General features: G+C 65.2%; 15 protein-coding genes, 2 pseudogenes, 1 riboswitch and 1 other annotated feature. Of the genes and pseudogenes, 12 read left to right on the forward strand and 5 right to left on the reverse strand.

All coding sequences use genetic code 11. The annotated features are described in order from the left end of the window. Positions 1–19: 19 nt before the first annotated feature. Positions 20–186, forward strand: a pseudogene (locus RQI28_RS17145) (Arm DNA-binding domain-containing protein); the annotation flags it as partial. A gap of 506 nt (positions 187–692) precedes the next feature. Here the strand turns inward: RQI28_RS17145 and RQI28_RS17150 are convergent. From RQI28_RS17150 to RQI28_RS17160, 3 genes and pseudogenes are all read right to left on the reverse strand, one after another. After that, positions 693–1259 (reverse strand): isochorismatase family cysteine hydrolase, encoded by a 567-nt coding sequence (locus RQI28_RS17150; RefSeq protein WP_311223723.1) that lies wholly within the window; start codon positions 1257–1259, stop codon positions 693–695. A gap of 126 nt (positions 1260–1385) precedes the next feature. Further along, positions 1386–1760, reverse strand: a complete 375-nt coding sequence (locus RQI28_RS17155) for a DUF892 family protein (RefSeq protein WP_311223722.1) — start codon at positions 1758–1760, stop codon at positions 1386–1388. A 184-nt stretch (positions 1761–1944) separates the two neighbouring features. Then, positions 1945–2701, reverse strand: a pseudogene (locus RQI28_RS17160) (IS3 family transposase); the annotation flags it as partial. Continuing rightward, positions 2490–2606: a sequence feature (AL1L pseudoknot), on the reverse strand. Its footprint overlaps the pseudogene before it by 117 nt. 129 nt (positions 2702–2830) lie before the next feature. Then, positions 2831–2921: riboswitch (TPP riboswitch) on the forward strand. A 79-nt stretch (positions 2922–3000) separates the two neighbouring features. Here RQI28_RS17160 and RQI28_RS17165 point away from each other — a divergent pair. From RQI28_RS17165 to RQI28_RS17200, 8 genes are all read left to right on the forward strand, one after another. Continuing rightward, the gene (locus RQI28_RS17165; protein ID WP_311223721.1) at positions 3001–4086 is read left to right on the forward strand and encodes a long-chain fatty acid--CoA ligase; all 1086 of its coding nucleotides are present in this window, start codon (positions 3001–3003) and stop codon (positions 4084–4086) included. Next, a complete protein-coding gene (locus RQI28_RS17170) occupies positions 4083–5573 on the forward strand; it encodes an acyl-CoA reductase (RefSeq protein ID WP_311223720.1) in 1491 nt (496 codons plus the stop codon). The genes RQI28_RS17165 and RQI28_RS17170 overlap by 4 nt, the downstream gene beginning before the upstream one ends. A gap of 25 nt (positions 5574–5598) precedes the next feature. Then, complete coding sequence (locus tag RQI28_RS17175; protein ID WP_311223719.1) at positions 5599–6357, forward strand: ABC transporter ATP-binding protein; 759 nt, start codon at positions 5599–5601, stop codon at positions 6355–6357. A gap of 35 nt (positions 6358–6392) precedes the next feature. Further along, positions 6393–7124, forward strand: coding sequence for an ABC transporter permease (locus RQI28_RS17180; RefSeq protein ID WP_404976929.1), 732 nt, complete (start codon positions 6393–6395; stop codon positions 7122–7124). Positions 7125–7149: 25 nt separating this feature from the next. Beyond that, positions 7150–8157, forward strand: a complete 1008-nt coding sequence (locus tag RQI28_RS17185; protein WP_311223717.1) for an ABC transporter substrate-binding protein — start codon at positions 7150–7152, stop codon at positions 8155–8157. A gap of 10 nt (positions 8158–8167) precedes the next feature. After that, on the forward strand, positions 8168–8935 hold the full coding sequence (locus RQI28_RS17190; protein ID WP_311223716.1) for an SDR family oxidoreductase: 768 nt from the start codon (positions 8168–8170) through the stop codon (positions 8933–8935). 87 nt (positions 8936–9022) lie between these two features. Next, the gene (locus tag RQI28_RS17195; RefSeq protein ID WP_311223715.1) at positions 9023–10282 is read left to right on the forward strand and encodes a DUF2254 domain-containing protein; all 1260 of its coding nucleotides are present in this window, start codon (positions 9023–9025) and stop codon (positions 10280–10282) included. A 112-nt stretch (positions 10283–10394) separates the two neighbouring features. Continuing rightward, positions 10395–10823: a surface-adhesin E family protein gene (locus RQI28_RS17200; RefSeq protein WP_311223714.1), complete on the forward strand. Its 429-nt coding sequence runs from the start codon at positions 10395–10397 to the stop codon at positions 10821–10823. Positions 10824–10973: 150 nt separating this feature from the next. Here RQI28_RS17200 and RQI28_RS17205 read toward each other — a convergent pair whose 3' ends face one another. Then, complete coding sequence (locus RQI28_RS17205; protein WP_311223713.1) at positions 10974–13205, reverse strand: hypothetical protein; 2232 nt, start codon at positions 13203–13205, stop codon at positions 10974–10976. Between the two features lie 154 nt (positions 13206–13359). On the opposite strand from RQI28_RS17205, the gene RQI28_RS17210 reads away from it, so the two are divergent. Then, positions 13360–14103: a tyrosine-protein phosphatase gene (locus RQI28_RS17210; RefSeq protein WP_311223712.1), complete on the forward strand. Its 744-nt coding sequence runs from the start codon at positions 13360–13362 to the stop codon at positions 14101–14103. A gap of 107 nt (positions 14104–14210) precedes the next feature. Here RQI28_RS17210 and RQI28_RS17215 read toward each other — a convergent pair whose 3' ends face one another. Further along, on the reverse strand, positions 14211–14717 hold the full coding sequence (locus RQI28_RS17215; RefSeq protein ID WP_404976930.1) for an HU family DNA-binding protein: 507 nt from the start codon (positions 14715–14717) through the stop codon (positions 14211–14213). A 315-nt stretch (positions 14718–15032) separates the two neighbouring features. Between RQI28_RS17215 and RQI28_RS17220 the strand changes: the two genes are divergently transcribed. Then, on the forward strand, positions 15033–15947 hold the full coding sequence (locus RQI28_RS17220; RefSeq protein ID WP_311223710.1) for a PhaM family polyhydroxyalkanoate granule multifunctional regulatory protein: 915 nt from the start codon (positions 15033–15035) through the stop codon (positions 15945–15947). Positions 15948–16099: 152 nt separating this feature from the next. Next, positions 16100–17386, forward strand: coding sequence for an FIST N-terminal domain-containing protein (locus tag RQI28_RS17225; protein WP_311223709.1), 1287 nt, complete (start codon positions 16100–16102; stop codon positions 17384–17386). Positions 17387–17405 lie beyond the last annotated feature (19 nt).

Raw genomic sequence — 17405 nt, forward strand, 5'->3', positions numbered from 1 at the left:
AGTTGCCTCCAATGCGCCTTTGACAGACACTGCAATTCGCAAGGCCCAGCCTGGGCCAAAGCCCGTAAGCTCGCCGACGCAAAAGGCCTCTACCTTGAGATTTCCCCGGCTGGGGGCAAGTGGTGGCGACTCAAGTACCGCATAGCCGGGAAAGAAAAGCGGATTTCTCTGGGCACCTATCCAGAAACAGCCACCAATCATCAGAAGCCCTTGGTTCTTTACGGAGCCAGGGGCTTTTTGCTTGGCCGATGCGCACTTTTACGCTTAAGGACGTGGCAGCTCATTGGTTCGGGGCGGTTCATTGACCGCCATATGTTTTCTAGTGACGACTTGTCGCAGCCGTCTCTACGCTTTTGCTCCCTGCGGGAAAACGTCGTTGATACATAGCTCGACAAGTGAAGGAGCTCCCGCGCGATAGCTTGTTGGACAGGATCTTTGAGCAGAGCTTAAGGATGCGCAGCGTTCATCACCGTTCTCTCCGTCTGCGTGTCGGAAAACAGTGGGTTCGTGATGAGCTCAATGTAACGTTCGTGAAGAGGCTGCTGCACATGAGTTGCTTCGTGTTTCGAAGCTCCGAACTAAGAGTGCTATTTTCTACAGCGTTCAGGCAACTTGCAGATATTCACAATGCCAAATGCCGTTGTGTTTAAGGCCAATGTACTAGAGACTTTCCCAGTTCTTTTACGTAGAAATCACGTGAAAGCTTGGTTGTGAACAGGTGCAACGTCGCAGCGCAATACACCGCTCATGTGCTGAAGGGCACGTGATTTCGCTTCGATGGTTTCGGCGGCAGTACAGTTTTCTGGGACAGACACCTTGTAGTTTCGCAAGAAGGCGTCCCCTGCTGTCAGCTGAACACAAATATCCGTCGCAAGCCCTGTAATGATGATATGACGTGCTCCGATAGTCTCTAGCAAGATGTCAAGTGGAGTTCCGTAAAACGCGGAGTGCCTAGGCTTCAAGACTGAGATATCACCACGAAGGGGGCGCAGTGCTTTCGCGATATATGCACTTGGACCCTTCCCGGTTGCCAGCCTTTTAGAAAGACTCGGAAAGTCGGACGTCCAATTGCCAAAGTTATCATTGGCATAAATGACCGGCACATGCGCTGCACGCGCCGCCTTCTTCAGTTGCGCCGTACGTTGGGCAGCTTCTACTGCAAATGGTGCCAGCTGCTCAGCCTCTGGAAAATCCAGAGGATTGATGAAGTCGACTAATAGCAGTGCTTTACTGCATTTGGGAAGATCACCTGGTTTCATGAGATTTGCTGCGACTTAATCCGCCTGCCTTGCGTCCGTCAACATGTATTCCCCCGCATCTGCTTACGGCGGTGAATTTCCAGGGTTGTCTTGGGCCGGCAGCTCCGTGAAGTTGGTAGATGACCTCTATTTTCTACACGTCAATTGCTTATTAAGAAGCCTTGGCCTCATCAATCGCTGCAGCTTGGACCATCTGTCTGAGCTTCTCATCGGTCGATTTCGCCTCATGCAGCGAAGTCTGAAGGAGGGGAATGCTTCGGTGTAGCGTAGCTTGGAGGCGAGCGCGATAAGCGTGGTGTAGCTAGTAGTTTCGTCGCGTTCTACTTTTTTTGCGGCTCCGATCAATGCGACATTCAAGATCGGCCTTTTATCAATCTCGTTGACGAGGTCTTTACCCTCTTCAATCAATCCCTCCGTCACGGCACATGTAATGCGTCGTCCGGCGCTGTATGTGGCGGAAATCTCGTAAATGAAGAGATTTTCGACGGTTTTGAGGGTCATGACTGCTCCTGATCGGATGTAGACGAAGAGCAATGCTCAAGACCTGTTTAGACCGTGAAAGTAAGACAACGACGCCCCCTGTCGAAGGATTCACTTTCTTCCTCACATGAATCGCCCTGGCTTTCATGAAGGCTGTTTGGTTTCAGCCAGACTGCACCGCAATAGCCTGACTGGCGAGTTATCGTTAATAGTTTGCCTCAGCTTCTGTAGGCGGGATATAGCCAATGGGTTCGAGCGGCCGTTGGTGGTTGAACCAAGACACCCATTCAAGCCTCGCAAAATTTACCGCCTTCTTTGTCTTCCACGGAAGCCGGCGACGGATCAACTTGGCCTTGCAGAGGCCGTTGATCGTCTCGGCCAAGGCGTTGTCATAGCGGCCGCCTTTGCTGCCCAGTGACCGCTCGATGCCAGCCTCTGCAAGCCGTTCGGTGCACCGGATGCTGACATACTGCAACCCGCAATCGAAGTGACAAGTCAAGCTGTCACCGAGCTCGGCTTGCTGCGCCTTGCACCTCGCAGTTCCAGGCGCTGCATCAGCCGTTCGACCGTGCAACGCGCCACCGCGGTTCCCCTGCGTGCTAGCTGCCGCCTGACCTTGTGGACGCCTTAGACCTGCATGTTGGTCTGCCAGACGAGTTGTTTTGCCGGAATGAGGGCGCCGTCGCGTTGCGCCCTGGCGCAGCGCTCGTGCGGCTTGCGCACCAGCGCCGCCTGGCGTCGATAACCCGACGGGGCAACTTGCAAGACCTTGCGGATCGGCTCGACCTCTAAGGCGTTGCGGTGCGTGTCGATGAAATCCCTCAGGACTTCGGCCGGAGGCCCAGCTTCGCCTGTGCGAAAAACGAGCCCGCCAGCTTCAGGAACTCGTTGACCCGGTGCAGATCCTTGACCTCGCGCTCGAGCTCCTTCATCCGCTGGGTCTCGCTGGTCGTGAGGCCTTCTGAATGCCGTTGGCTGCCCGTCGCGCTTGAACCATTCGTTCATGGCTCACTCCTCTCGGGGTGTTGAGCTTCCTAGAAATCCGGGGCGGTTCACTGCATCATTGGGGCTGCTATGCCGGTTAAGATGCCCGCAACGCTCCGGGGTGCACAGCCTGCTGAGATCCAAACCCGCGAACTTGAACCGGGTCATGCCGGCGGAAGAAGAGCTTCACTCGCTACCACCGGCGCTGCTTGGCGCTTGAAGGCGTGGTCGGGCGAGTGGCCTTCGGAGCACCAGTCACCGGTCACGAAGGAAGCTCATGGACAAGGTCGCCCCGCTGGTTGCGGACATCCTCGCATTCATCGCGATGGAAGAGGGTTGCACAGACAGCCAGTTCGATCAGCTCGCGCTGCGGTTGTTCGCTCACCAATACACCGCCAACGCGGCCTATCGCACCTTCTGCCAGCGCCGTGGCGCCACCGTGCGCAGCGTGCAGGCCTGGAGCGACATTCCTGCCGTGCCCATCGATGCCTTCAAGGCGATGGAACTACGCTGCGAGCAGGCTTCGCCCACCGAACGCGTCTTCATGACCAGCGGCACCACCCGTGGCGACACGCGGGGGCGGCACTTTCACCCCCGGCTCGATGTGTACGACCTGTCGATGGCGCGTCATTTTGCGCAGCGCTTCATGCGCGGCACAGAGCGCATGCCGATGGGCATTCTGTTTCCGGACGAAGACGTCATGCCCAACTCTTCGCTCGCGCATTACCTGGCGCTGGCCAAGGCTGCTTTCGGCAGCCCGGGCAGCCGGCATTTTGTCGACCAGCAGGGCATTGATTTGAGCGGCCTGTGGCGGGCGCTGGAGGTGGCTGAGCAAACCGGCAAGCCCTATGCGCTGCTGGGTGCCAGCTACAGCTTCGTGCACATGATGGACGCGTTGCGCGAGCAGGGCCGCACGTTTCGGTTGCCACCCGGCAGCCGCCTGCTCGACACCGGCGGCTACAAGGGCCAGTCGCGCGAACTGCCGCTCGACGCGTTCTACGCCGAGCTGTCGCAAGCGCTTGGCGTGCCGCGCAGCCACTGCATCAACATGTATGGCATGACGGAGTTGAGCACGCAGTTCTATGACGACGGCAACGCGGTGGTGCCATCGGTCAAGTCGGGGCCGCACTGGATACGCTCGCGCCTGGTAGACCCGGCCACGGGCCGCAGCGTGCCCACGGGCGAGCGCGGCATCCTCGTGCATTGCGACCTGGCCAATTTCAATTCCGTCACCACCATCCTGACGGAAGACGTGGGCCTGGCGGCGGGCGGCGGCTTTTTGCTGGTGGGCCGTGCTGAAGGCGCCCAGGCCAAGGGATGTTCGCTGGCGGTAGAGGAGTTCGTGCGGGCCACCGCTGCATGAAGCCGATTCAGCAGGTGCAGGCGGGCTACCTGCCGGGCATCGACCCGGGCGATGTCGATTGGCAGGTGCTCACGTTCGAGAAGAGCGGCGAGCACCACAACACATCGCTTGAGGTGTCCGTACCCGTGCTGTCTGCAACGCAGATGAACCAACTGGCGGCCCGCGTGCGGCAGGCCAGCGCGCTGCACCTGAAGACCATGACGGTGCCGCAGATCATCGACGTCATCGACCGCGCCATCGCCCGGCTGCTCGACCGCAGCGACCCCTACCGGCAGCAGGCCGAAGCCCTGCTGCCCACCGTGAGCGGCTATGACCGCGAGATGGTGCGGCTGGGGCTGACCGGGTTCTTCAAGACCTTTCGCTCGGCGCAGCTGCATCGCTTCGTGGCCGAAGACTTCGCCAACCCGCAGTTGCTCGACAACTTTCAGCCCACGGCAAAGGGCGGCGCGGTGCAGGCCTTTGGGCCGGATCTGCTGGTGCACAGCTGGGCCGGCAATGTGCCTGCGCTGGCGCTCTGGAGTTTTGTGTGCGGCCTGCTCGTCAAGGCCGGCAACATCGGCAAGCTGCCCAGTGCCGAGCCGCTCTTCGCCGGCTGGTTCGCACACTTGCTGGCCGAGGTGCACCCGCCCATCGCCGACTGTTTTGCGGTGGTGTGGTGGAAGGGCGCGGGTGGCGACGATGCATCGGCCCTCTATGCCCAGGCCGACGCGGTGCTCGCCTACGGCGGCAACGATGCGCTAGACGCCATTCGGCGCCGGCTGCCCGTCACCACGCGCTTCTTGCCGCACGGGCACAAGCTCGGCTTCGGCATGGTCAGTGCAGCAGCGCTTGATACCTTGAAGGCGCCGCCCCTGGCGCGCCTGGCCGCGTGGGACGTGATGCGCTACGACCAGCAGGGTTGCTACTCGCCACACGTGTTCTACGTGCAGCGTGGCGGCGCGGTGTCACCCCGTGGGTTTGCCGACTACCTGGCGGGCGAGCTCGCCCAGTTGCACCGCCGGTTTCCTCGGCGACCGCTGGAGGTGGATGATTCCGCTGCCGTGGCGCACTGGCGCCAGGCCCTCGAATGGCAGGCGCTGTCGGCCGCACCAGGCACCGGCCAAGCGCCGCAGCTCATCGGCACGCCCACGGACGCATGGAGCGTGGCGTACAGCGACGCGCTTCAGCCGCTGTCGCCCACAGCACTGCAGCGCACCATCCAGGTGGTGGGTGTCGACACGCTGGATGACGTCCTGCCCGTCGTCGCTGCGCACCAGCAGTTTCTGCAAACCGCCGGCGTTGCCGCCGCGCCCGAGGAGCTGTACCGCCTGGCGTCCTTGCTGGGCGCTGCGGGCGTCACCCGCATCAGCGCCATCGGATCTATGAGCACGCCCGAGGCCGGGTGGCACCACGACGGCCGGTTCAACCTGCTCGACTTGGTGCGCATGGTGGAGATCGAGCAGTCTGCAGAAAGTGCGGCCGAGCCGTTTGCCCCCTATGCCGATTGACGTGCCGCTTGCCATGCAGGCCGATATGCCCATCGAACCGGCCTTCCTCGACATCGACCGGGCCGTTTTCGCCTACCCCGGCCAGCCCGCTGTGGTGAACGGCGTCAGCTGGCGTATCGGCGCAGGCGAAGTGCACTGCCTGATCGGCCGCAGCGGTTGTGGCAAGACCACGCTGCTCAAGTTGGCCGCCGGCCTGCTGCACCCGCAGTCGGGCGCCGTGCGCATGCAGGGCCAGGATGTTCTGGCGCCCGGCCCCCAGCTCGGCTTCATGTTCCAGTCGCCCACGCTGCTCGACTGGCACCACGTCATCGACAACGTGCTGCTGCCTGTTTCCTTGCAGCGCCGCCCGACTGCGCAGGACCAAGACCGTGCGCAGGCGCTGCTGGCTCAGTTGGGGCTGGCCAACCATGCGCGGCGCTACCCGCGCCAGCTCTCCGGCGGCCAGCAAAGCCGGGTGGCGCTGGCGCGCGCTCTGATACTGGATCCGCCCTTGCTGCTGCTCGACGAACCCTTCGCCGCGCTCGACGCCATCACCCGCGCCGAGTTGCAGGACGACCTGCTGCGCACCTGCCGGCAGCGTGGCGCCACCGTGCTGTTCGTCACCCACGACATCACCGAGGCCGTTTACCTGGGCGACCGCATCGCGGTGATGCAAGGCGGGCGTGTGGTCGATGACATCGCCATCGACCTGCCTGCGCCGCGCACCCAGGCCATCCGGCACGACGGCCCTTTCAACCGCCAGTGCGCGCGAGTGCGCGCCAGCATGGACAAGGCCCGCGCATGACGAAGGCGTCTCTCTGGTTCCCTCGCGTGCTGGGCATGGCGCTGCTGCTGATGCTGGCGGCGGCCTGGGAGTGGATGGCGCGCCAGTCGGGCCTGTCGGCGCTGGTGCTGCCCGCGCCGTCCGTCGTGGCAGCATCGCTGTGGGCGGGGCTGCGCAGCGGCTACTTTCTGCCGCATATGGCCGCCACACTGTCGGCCTTGGGGCTGGGACTCGTGGGCGGCGGGGTCTTCGGGCTGCTGGTCGGTATGGCGCTGGCCGAATCGACCTTGCTGGAGCGCGTGTTCCGGCCCTACGTGGTGGTCAGCCAGGTCGTCCCCAAGCTGGCGCTGGCGCCGCTGTTTGTGCTGTGGTTCGGATTCGGCATCACGTCGATCTCGCTGATCACCGGGCTGATCTGTTTCTTTCCGCTGATGGAAAACACGTTGACAGGCCTCAAGCAGGCCGACCCGCAGCGCCTGCAGCTGTTTCGCATGCTGGGCGCCACGCGGTGGCAGACGCTGGTGCGGCTGAAGATTCCTGTGGCCTTGCCGACCATTCTGGCGGGCCTGCGCATGGCCGTGGTGCTGGCGCTGGTGGGCGCGGTGGTGGGTGAATTCGTCGGCGCTAGCCGTGGCCTGGGCGCGGTGATCATCGCGTCCCAGGGAATGATGGATACCGCCCTGATGTTCGCCGCTTTGCTGCTCATCGCCGTGATCGGGCTGCTGCTGTACCAAGCCACACTGCTCCTCGAACGGCTGCTGCTGCGACCTTACACCGACATTTCCTGACGCTTCTCCAACAGCCTTGACGACCATGCCTTCTCATCGAACCTTCTCGCGCCGGGCGCTGCTCGCCACATCCGCTGCGCTGGCTTCCGCCCACATCACCGGACCGGCGCAAGCGCAGCCGCAGACGCGCGGCAAGATCAACGTGGCGGGCTGGAGCAAGCCCATCAGCGAAATCACCAACCTGCTGGTCGAGCCTGAAAAGGGCTTTTTCAAAGCCCAGGGCGTGGAACTGGCCTACCTGCCCGGCGCGGGCGGCGGCGACGCCATTCGCAACACGCTCAGCGGCCAGGGCGACGTGGCGTTCACCGATCCGGGCTCGTTCTTCATGGCGCTGGACAAGGGCGAAAAGCTCATCGCGCTCTACGACATCTATCCGCAGAACGTGTTCAACGTGGTATCGCTCAAGTCCGCCAACATCCGCACGCCGGCGGATCTGAAGGGCAAGCGCATCGGCGTGTACAGCCTCTCCAGCGGCACGCGGCAGAACCTGCTGGTGATGCTGCACCAGGCTGGCCTGAAGGAGTCGGACGTGACCATCGTGGTGACCGGCCTGCTCAACTTCGCCCCGCTGCTGCAAGGCCAGGTCGATGCCACCGCCGCCACCGACACTGGCCTGGCCGTGGGGCGGCGCAAGGGCATTGGCGACGTCAACGTGATGCAGGTGCGCGATTACCTGAACGTGTCCAGCGACCTGTTTGTCGTGCGGCAAGAGGTGTTGCAGCAGAAGAAGGCCCTGCTGCGCGCCTTTTTGAAGGGCTACCGCGACAGCGCCGCCTGGATGATCGGCCAGCCCGAAGAGGCCGCCGCCTTGGCCGGCAAGTACGCCATTGACGGCACCCAGCCAGACATCAACCTGGAAGTCATCCGCCTGCGCAATGCGGCATCGCTGCCCGCCACGGCGGTACAGGCGCTAGGCACCTTCAACCTCGCCTCGCTGCAAAAGGGCGCCGACGCGTATCACGCGCTGGGCCTGGTGCAGCGCCCGATTCGCGTGGCGGACGTGGTCGATGCCAGCCTGCTGCCCGCCGCATGAAAGCCCGCATATGAAGTTCAAAGGCCAGGTCGTTCTGGTGACCGGTGCCAGCCGGGGCATCGGCGCGGCCATCGCCCAGGCGTTTGCGCAAGAAGGCGCCACCGTCGTCGTCAACCACCTGTCGAATGACGCCGCCGCGGCCGAGACGGTGACGGCCTGCCGCGCTGCCGGCGGCGATGCTTGGGCCATCAAGGCCGACGTGGGCGACGCATCTGCAGTCCGCGCGATGGTCGACGCCATCGTGATGGAGGTGGGCCGCATCGACGTGGTGGTGAACAACGCCTTTCGGCCCTATGCGTTCGACCCGCGCCGCCGCACGCTGTTTGATGACCTGGAGTGGAGCGACTACCAGGCGCAGTTCGACGGCGCGGTGGGCAGCGCGTTCCATGTGTGCCGCGCAGTGCTGCCGCACATGCGCCAGCAGGCGCGGGGCAGCATCGTCAACATCACCACCAACTTGGTCGACAACCCGGTGGTGCCTTATCACGACTACACCACGGCCAAGGCCTCGCTGGTGGCCTTCAGCCGCAACCTGGCGGCCGAGATGGGGCCGCTGGGCATTCGTGTGAACTGCGTGGCTCCGGGGCTGGTCTACCCGACGCAGGCCAGCCAGTCGACGCCCGAAGCGTTCCGCGAAACGCTCACGGCAGTCACTCCGCTGCGGCGCATCGCGCGGCCTGAAGACATCGCCGGCCCGGTGCTGTTTCTCGCCTCGGACTGGAGCAGCTTCATGACCGGCCAGGTGCTGTTCGTCGATGGCGGGCTGGTGATGAAGTAAACCCGCGCCAGAGCAGCGGCGCCGGCCTACACGCGCACGCGGCGGCGGTGAGCCGAATGGCCGCTGGCCTGGGCGATAGTTCTCGCCATGTCCGAGAAGCTGGTTTTCATACTGCAGCGCCTGGTGCGCAAGACCTGGGTGCGGTGTTCGCTCTTCGCCGTGCTGGCGTTCGCCGCCGTGACGCTGTCCACGTGGGCCGGCCCCTACATTCCCACCGGTATCGCGCTGAACTTGGGGTCCGACGCGCTGGAGAGCCTGCTGAACATCCTGGCCTCCAGCATGCTCACGGTGTCCATCTTCTCGGCCAGCACCATGGTGGCCTCGTTCGCCGCCGTGGCCAACAGCGCCACGCCGCGCGCCTCGCAGTTGTTGATTGAAGACTCCACCGTGCAGAACACGCTGGCCGTGTTCATCGGCGCGTTTCTCTACAGCGTGATCGCACTGGTCGGCCTGCACGCGCATGTGTACGGCGACGGCGGGCGGCTGGTGCTGTTCGGTTTCACGCTGCTGATTTTGCTGGTGGTGGTGATCGTGCTGCTGCGCTGGATCGACTATCTGTCGGTGCTCGGCCGTCTGGGCGAGACGATCAACCGGCTGGAGAGGGTCACCCGCAAGGCCATCGACCAGCGGCTGGAAAAGCCCTTTCTGGGCGGCCAGCGGCAGCAGCCCGGTGAGCGTGGCGCGCATGCAGTGCGCAGCGACCACACCGGCTTCGTGCAGCACGTGTCGATGGATCTGCTGCAGGCGCAGGCCGCGCAGGGGCGGCTGCACCTGCACGTCTTGCCAGGCGCTTTCGTGGCACCCAACACGGTCATCGTCACCAGCGATGCGCCGCTGGACGAAGCAGCACGGCAGGCCATCCAGGGCGCCGTGCTGATCGGCGACAGCCGCACGTTCGACCACGATCCGCGTTTCGGCTTCGTGGTGATGGGCGAGGTCGCCGCCCGGGCGATGTCTGCTTCCATTAACGACCCGGGCACCGCTTTGAGCGTGATGGCGACGGCCGTGCGCACGCTGGGCTACTGGGCTCACCAGAGCAGGGCGCAAGCAGATGCCGCCACCGATGCGGCCGTGACCTTCGACCGCGTGACCGCGCCTGCGCTGCGCCATGCCGGCATGGTGGAAGACGTCTTCGATCCGCTGGCGCGCTATGCGGCGGGCTCCGTGGAGGTCGGCGTGGCGCTGCAGCGGGCCCTGCACTCGGTGGCTGGGTTGCACCCCGGGCTGGCGGCGGCAAGTGCGAAGCTCTCGGCCTATGCGCTGGAGCGTGCAGCCCAGGTTCATCTTTGTGACACTGATATGGCTGCCCTGCGTGCAGCTGCAGCGCACGCGCCACACAGCGGCTGACTGGCGCCGCAGCCGAGCGGCAGCCCGAATATGATCCGCCGTGGTGCGTCGCCCGGGTGGTGGCGAATGTTCCACAATCACTCCATTTTGTCCACTTGGCTGGGGCTTACGCATGCAGCGCCGTGTCGTCTTTCTTGGTGTGTTCGCGTTGGCATTCGGTCTGCCTGCCGGGGCGGCGGAATGGCTGACCGTACACGGGTTTCCTCAGGTGGAAAACACCGATCTGATCGAGGTAGACCCAACCTCGGGCGAGGTCAACGGGATGCCCGTCGTGCGCCTGCGGGTGTCGCGCAGCGAGATGCGCACCAGCTTTCAGGGCCATCGCTACCGCTCGTACAGGGGCACGGCCCTGATCGATTGCGCACAGCGGGAGGGCTGGTACCAGTCAGGCACCTACTACCAGCAGCCTGCGTGGCAAGGCGATGTGTCTGCCCGTGAGGTCTATGCCAGCAACGAAGCGCCCATGCGGTTCAAGGACATCCCCGGCGATGCCTTGCACAAGATCGTGCAGGCAGCCTGCAAGCTCAAGAGCACACGCTGACGCCCCCGGTGGGTGTGCATGCCTTGCAGCTACCAAACCATTATTTAAGTCAAATAAGCCTCTAGCGCTTGCTGCATAAGCGCTGGTAGCTATAAAAATAATAGCATTTGCTGGTGTAGGCGACAGAGGGCTTGGCGGGTTCAGCCCGCACTAAAAGCTGATCGTCCGCCACACCGCAAACGCCCCGGCGCCCAATGCGGCCAGCCCGGCCGCAACCATCCAGCCCCGCCGGGGCGAGTCGGCGAATGCGTCGTCCAGCAGGCGCCTGGCGTTGGGCGGCACATGCGCCGTCTGCGACAGCGCGCCGCCCAGCCGCGTATTGATGCGCATGCGTCCGTTGATGGCCCAGCCGCTTGCGTCCAGGATGGGCCCCAGGCTGCGCTGGCGCAGCTTCAGCCAGGCGATCAGCATGCTGGGGCCGGAGATGGCCAGCACGATGCCGCCCAGCGCCAGCGGAATCCACGGCCCCAGGTCGACAAACTTGGCGAATACGCCGACCAGCACGGCGCTGATGCTGCCCAGCGCCACGCCGATGGCGGCGACCGTGCCCACGTCCGTGCGCCGCATGGCGGGCTCGGCCACTGGTGCGGCGGCCGCCGCGCTGGCGTTCAGAGGGGTGTTGGCCAGATTGCTGGCTTTGGCGCCCAGCGACTTCTGCACCAGCGAATCGCTGGCGGCGGCGCGCTTGGCCACCTGTTCCTCGATCGCGCGCAGAAACTTCTTGTACGGCGAGAAAAACGCCTGCCCGATGCTGGTGGGGTTCTCGATGACCTTGGTGATGGTGGCGTCCCAATCGCGGCCCTGGCGGTCGTAGAAAACGCCGTTGCGGCCCACGAAAAGAAAGTCCACGTCGCCCGCCGTGAAGGCGGCCACCACGGTCATCTTTTCGGGCCCCTTCTTGCCCTGGCGCGTGCAGTGGCAGTAAGCCAGGTAGGTCTTGGCCAGGCCGGCCAGCTTGGCATGCGCGGCGGCGTCGGGCACCTGCACGGTCAGCTCGCAGCTGCGCGCGTCCAGGTACAGCGTGCCGGCCTGGAAGATGGCGCCGTGCCGCTGGTAGAACGCCGAGAACGACACGAAGTTGTTCAGCAGCACCATCAGGTCGCGCTTGAAGCGCAGCAGCTTCTCCAGCCCCAGCGTGGCGTCGTTGTGCGCCTGCTCGGCCTCGTCCTGCGCGATGAGCGCCATCACGCGCTGCTCGGCGTCGCCCTGCAGCACTTGCTCGAACAGCGCTTCGCCCTCAATGGGCGCCAGCGCGGTGACGGGTTTGGCGGCCAGCCGTTCCTGGCACGGCGAGACGGCGTCTTTCAACTGCTGCCACTGCGCTTCGGTCAGGCTGTCGATGTCATCGCCCAGCAGGGGCTGCACGGCCTTGGCGCGCAGAGCGGCCAGCGCGGCAGCCCAGGCCGGGTTCACGCCCCGCGTCAGCGGCAGCACGCCGTGCAGACCCACGGCAGAAACGGGCGCGATCGGCAGCGCGGCAATGGCCTCGGACGACAGCGCCAGATCGTGGCCCGAGGCCAGCGCGGCGTATTCCTGCTGCGTGGGGTTTAGCGCTGCGGCAGCGCGCATGTCGTAGGCCGCCAGGCGGCTGCGGGCAAAGAAATCCTCGACCTTGTGGCGCACTTTGTTGACCGCCTGGGTGGCAGCCATGGTGCGCTCGCCCAGCGGCAGGTCGGCGGTGGCCTGGCGGGCGGCCTCGTGCCAGGCGCGCAGCTTTGCGACGTCGGCGAAAAAGGCCTCGGCCAGCTTGCGGTTCACACCGTCGGGCTCGTCGTCCACCGCCGGCACGGTGCCGTGCGTCTGCATCATCCAGCGCAGGGTCTGGCGGGCCAGCGCGTCGTCCTGCGCGGTCTCGGGGCTGACGACGCCGTCGCCGTTGAAGCGCTGTGCGCTCAGGTGGGCGCTGCGGTCCAGCACGTCGGCCAGCGACAGCGTGTCGGCTTCGGGCCGGCCCGCGAGGGCCAGTATGCGCACCGCCTGTGCGTGCAGCGCCGCACCCTCGTCGGTATGGGTGGACAGCGCCTTCAGTTGCAGCGTGTCGCCGGCATGTGCCAGATCTTCTGGGTCGGCCAGCACGCTGCAGGCCCACGCGCAGGCGGCCAACAGCTCGGGCGGGCGGATGCGGGCGTCCCTGTCGGTGTCGATCAGGTCCAGCGTGCGAGTGTCGAATTCGATGCCGCGCGTAGGGCAGGCCAGTGCCACCCACAGCTTCTGGTCCAGCGCGGGCAAGTGCGCGATGTCCTGGCCCGTGCGGATGATGACCTGGTCCACCCCGCCCGCGCGGAAGAACTGCCACCGGTACGGTGACGCGGGGGATGCGTCGGAATGGGTCGGCGAAGAGGAGGGCGCCCCCAGGGGCTGTGCGGTCTGGGCAGTGGGCATCGGCCTGATGTCTTGGAAGAAAAAAGTTCAGCGCGTGCCAGTGTCGAGGCGCCCTGCAGCGGCGGCTGTAGGGCGATGGCGCATGTGGCCCGCATGGCCGGACGCTGGCGCCCAGGTGATTGGACGGCGCACCCGCTTTCGCTAAAGTGCCTGCATGCAAGAGTTTTCAAGATCTCTGCCCTTGTCGGGCGCCACCAATTTCCGTGACCTGGGCGGCTACGCCACGCAAGACGGCCGCAGCGTGCGCTGGCGCCGGCTGTTTCGCTCCGACCACCTGGCGTCGCTGACGCCGCAGGACGCACAGGTGCTCGCCGGCCTGCATCTGGCGCGCGTGATCGACTTTCGCGGTGCGGCCGAACGCGCATCGCTCGCCTATGCGATGCCCGACGTCGCCTATCACGCCCTGTCCATCGAGCCCACGGTGGTGCAGCGCGCCAAGGACATGGCAATAGCGGGACATGAACTGACGCCGGCCATCGCGGTCGACTTGATGCAGGACACCTACCGTGCCTTCGTTTCCGACAACGCCCCGCAGTTTGCCGCGCTGTTCGAACACCTGCTGGAGAGCGACGCACCGCTGGTCTTTCACTGCACTGCGGGCAAGGACCGCACCGGTTTTGCGGCGGCGCTCATCTTGCTGGCGCTGGGCGTGCCGCGCCATGTGGTGATGGACGACTACCTGCTCACCAACGGGCTCTACCAGCGGCCCGCGCACTTTGCCAGCGCGGCGCCGGAGGCCGTGCTCAACGTGCTGTGGCGCGTGCAGGAAGACTTTCTGCACGCCGCGCTCGAAGCGGTCGAGCGCGACCACGGCGGGCTCGACCGCTACCTGGCGCAGGGACTGGGCGTGGGACCCGCGCAGCGCGAGCGGCTGGCGGCGCTGTACTTGCAGGCCTGACGCCCCCGCCTGGCGCTCAGAAAGCAGAAAGCCGGCGTGAGCCGGCTTTCTGCTTTCTGAGCTCACGTGCTGCCAAGCCGCGCGAAGACGGCGTCAGCAGCAGGCGATCAGATCGTCGCGTCCTTGAGCTTCTTCAGCGCACGGGTCTTGATCTTGACGGCCGAAGGCTTGGCGGGGAACCAGCGTTCCTGGCCCGTGAATGGGTCCTTGCCGAAGCGCTTCTTCTTGGCTGGCACTTGTTGCAGGCCGATCTTCAGCAGGCCGGGCAGCGTGAACTCGCCGGAGCCCTTCTTGTGCACGGAGCCCAGGATGGCGCCTTCCAGTGCGGTCAGCACAGCCTTGACAGCCTTGGGTTCCACGCCAGCTTGTGCAGCCAAGTGAGCCACCAGCGACGTCTTGTTGAAGGCGTCCTTCACGGGCTTCAACGCAGCGGGCACAGCCTTGGCAGCGGGCGCTGCAGCAGCCTTCTTGGCCGGGGCGGCAGCCTTCTTCGCAGGCACGGCAGCCTTCTTGGCTGCAGGTGCTGCGGCCTTTTTGGCCACAGGCGCTGCGGCCTTCTTGGCGGCCGGAGCGGCGGCCTTCTTTGCTACGGGAGCTGCAGCCTTCTTGGCCACAGGAGCAGCGGCCTTCTTTGCAGGCGCGGTGGTTTTCTTTGCAGTTGCCATGGTGTTGATTTATCTCTTGATGGAAGTGAACACGACATTCCAGCGAGGCTGGTCGGCGGATTCTAGGGCGTTTGCTCGGCGTGGTGCGGCGCGCGCGGGCCAAATGGGCCTGAAACCCGCATGGCGACGTGCTTTTGGGCCGCTGCAGCAAGCGGGTGCACACGTTTGGAGGGCTTGAGTGTTGGCGTTAAGCTGCTGGCACGCGGGCGCAGCAGGCCGTGCCCCGCGCCACCAACCGAGACAACATCCTGCGAAGGAATGACCATGAGCGACAACTCTCCCTTTGGCTTCGGACGCTTCGTTCCGGGGTTCGACTTCCTGCAAAACCTGGCGAAGAATTCGACCGCTGGCGTGCCCGCGATGCCCGGCATGTCGAGCTGGGTGGCGCCCACCGTCAACGAAGAAGAGCTGGAAAAGCGCATCGAGGAATTGAAGGCCGTGCAGTTCTGGCTGGACCAGAATTCGCGCGCGCTCACGGCCACCGTGCAGGCGCTGGAAGTGCAGAAGATGACGCTAGCCACGCTCAAAGGCATGAACGTGGCCATGGGCGACCTGGCCAATGCGTTCACGCCCAAGCCACAGGCCGCAGCGGATGCACCGGCTGCGTCTGCTACCTCTGCTTCATCTTTCTTCACCGCTGCGCCACCCGCTTCCCGCGCTGCCGCGCCTGAACCCGGGCCGGCGCCGGATGACCAGGACGACCACGGCAGCGATGAAGACCCGAACGCTGGCCCTGCGGACGAGGCCGGCGCCGGTGCATCGAGCGCCGCTGGCGCAGCGGCGGGCGTGGTCGACCCGATGCAATGGTGGACAGCCTTGAGCACGCAGTTCCAGCAGATCGCCACGCATGCGCTGAAAGACGTCGCACAGCACCAGAGCGCGCTGGACGCCACCCGCGACATGGCCGCTGAAGCCGTGAAGACGGCGACAGGCGTGGCGTCGCAACTGGCTGCGCAAGGGCTGCAAGGCGTGCAGGACGTGACCCGCAAGACCGCTTCGGCCGCCGCGCCCAAGAAGCCGAGCGCGGCCAAGGCTCCGGCCAAGAAGGCTGCACCGAAGGTGGCCGCAAAGACCGCCGCAAAGAAAAGCGCAGCAAAGACACCGGCGAAGGCTGCAGCAAAAACCCCTGCCAAGAAGCCCACTCCTTCGCGCGCCGCGCGCACCCGGCCTGCACGCTGACGCGTTGCCTGCTGACGCGCGCGGCAGCGTCCGCGCGTTGTCATCGCTTCATCGACTCGCCTTCATGTGCCGCGCCTGGATCAGCGGCGCGCTTATAGGGACAGGGCGGCTCACCCTTCCGCGATCTGCCCGCCATCCCCGGACTTCAAACCATGCCACTCTTTCCCCACGGGCACGCCACCCATCCGCAATGGCGAATGGCCACCGCGCTGGTGCTGGCGCAACTGCGTGCGCAGATGGCTTTGCCGCAATACGCCTCTGCGCCCGCGCTGGGCCTGCTCTACATCACCGACCATTACGCGGGCGATGCGGTTGAACTGCTCGACTTTCTTTCCGCCGAACTGCCCGAGGTGACCGACTGGAGCGGCACCGTGGGCGTGGGCGTGGCTGCCAACAACGCCGAATACTTCGACGAGCCGGCGCTGTCGGTGATGCTGCTGGATCTGCCCGCAGACCAATACCGCGTGTTCTCCGGCGTGGCGCCGCTGGCGCACAGTGGTGCGGCCACGGGCGGCTTTGAGGCACATACGGCGCTGGTGCATGCCGACGGCGGCACGCCCGAGCTGGCCGAGCTGATCAACGAGGTGGCAGACCGCACGGCCACCGGCTATCTCTTCGGCGGCCTGGTGGCCAGCCGGGGCCCGAGCGTGCAGTTCGCCGTGGGCGGCAACGGCAACATCGCCGGCCAGGGCGCTGCCGGCGGCGTGTTCGACGGCGGACTGTCGGGCGTGGCCTTTGGCGCTGGCGTGCCGCTGCTCTCGCGCGTTACGCAAGGCTGCCAGCCCATCGGGCCGTTGATGACGGTGACGGCGGCGCACGACAACGTGGCGCTGGAGTTGAACCATGAGCCCGCGCTTGATGCGCTGCTGGACACGCTGAACATCTCGCTCGACGGCGATCCGCAACCCGCCCTGCGCACCGTGCGTGCCACGCTGGCCGGGCTGGTGGATGAGGGCACGCAGCCGCTGGGCCGCACCGGGCACTTCGGCACCGACGTGCGGGTGCGCCACATCGTTGGGCTGGACGCCACGCGGCGCGGCGTGGCCCTGGCCGACCGGGTGGAGCCCGGCATGCGGCTGGCGTTCTGCCAGCGCAACGTGAATGCGGCGCGCGCCGACCTGATGCGCGTGTGTGCCGAAATCCGCGAAGAGCTGTCGCCCGAAACGCAGGACGAAGACGCGCTGGCGCAGGCATCGGCCATAGACGGCGGGCTGCAACGGCAAGACCCGCAGCGGCAGATTCTGGGCGCCATCTACGTCAGCTGTTCAGGGCGCGGCGGGCCGCACTTTGGCGGCCCGAGCGCGGAGCTACAGATCGTGCGGCACGCGCTGGGCGACGTGCCGCTGGTGGGCTTCTTCGCCGCAGGCGAGATCGCGCACCACCGGCTGTACGGCTACACCGGCGTGCTCACAGTGTTCATCGACGAAGCGATCCACTGATCGATCCTCTTCATCTCGG

Source organism: Acidovorax sp. WCS2018Noco2-16, assembly GCF_031843945.1.
Taxonomy (GTDB): Bacteria; Pseudomonadota; Gammaproteobacteria; order Burkholderiales; family Burkholderiaceae_C; genus Paracidovorax.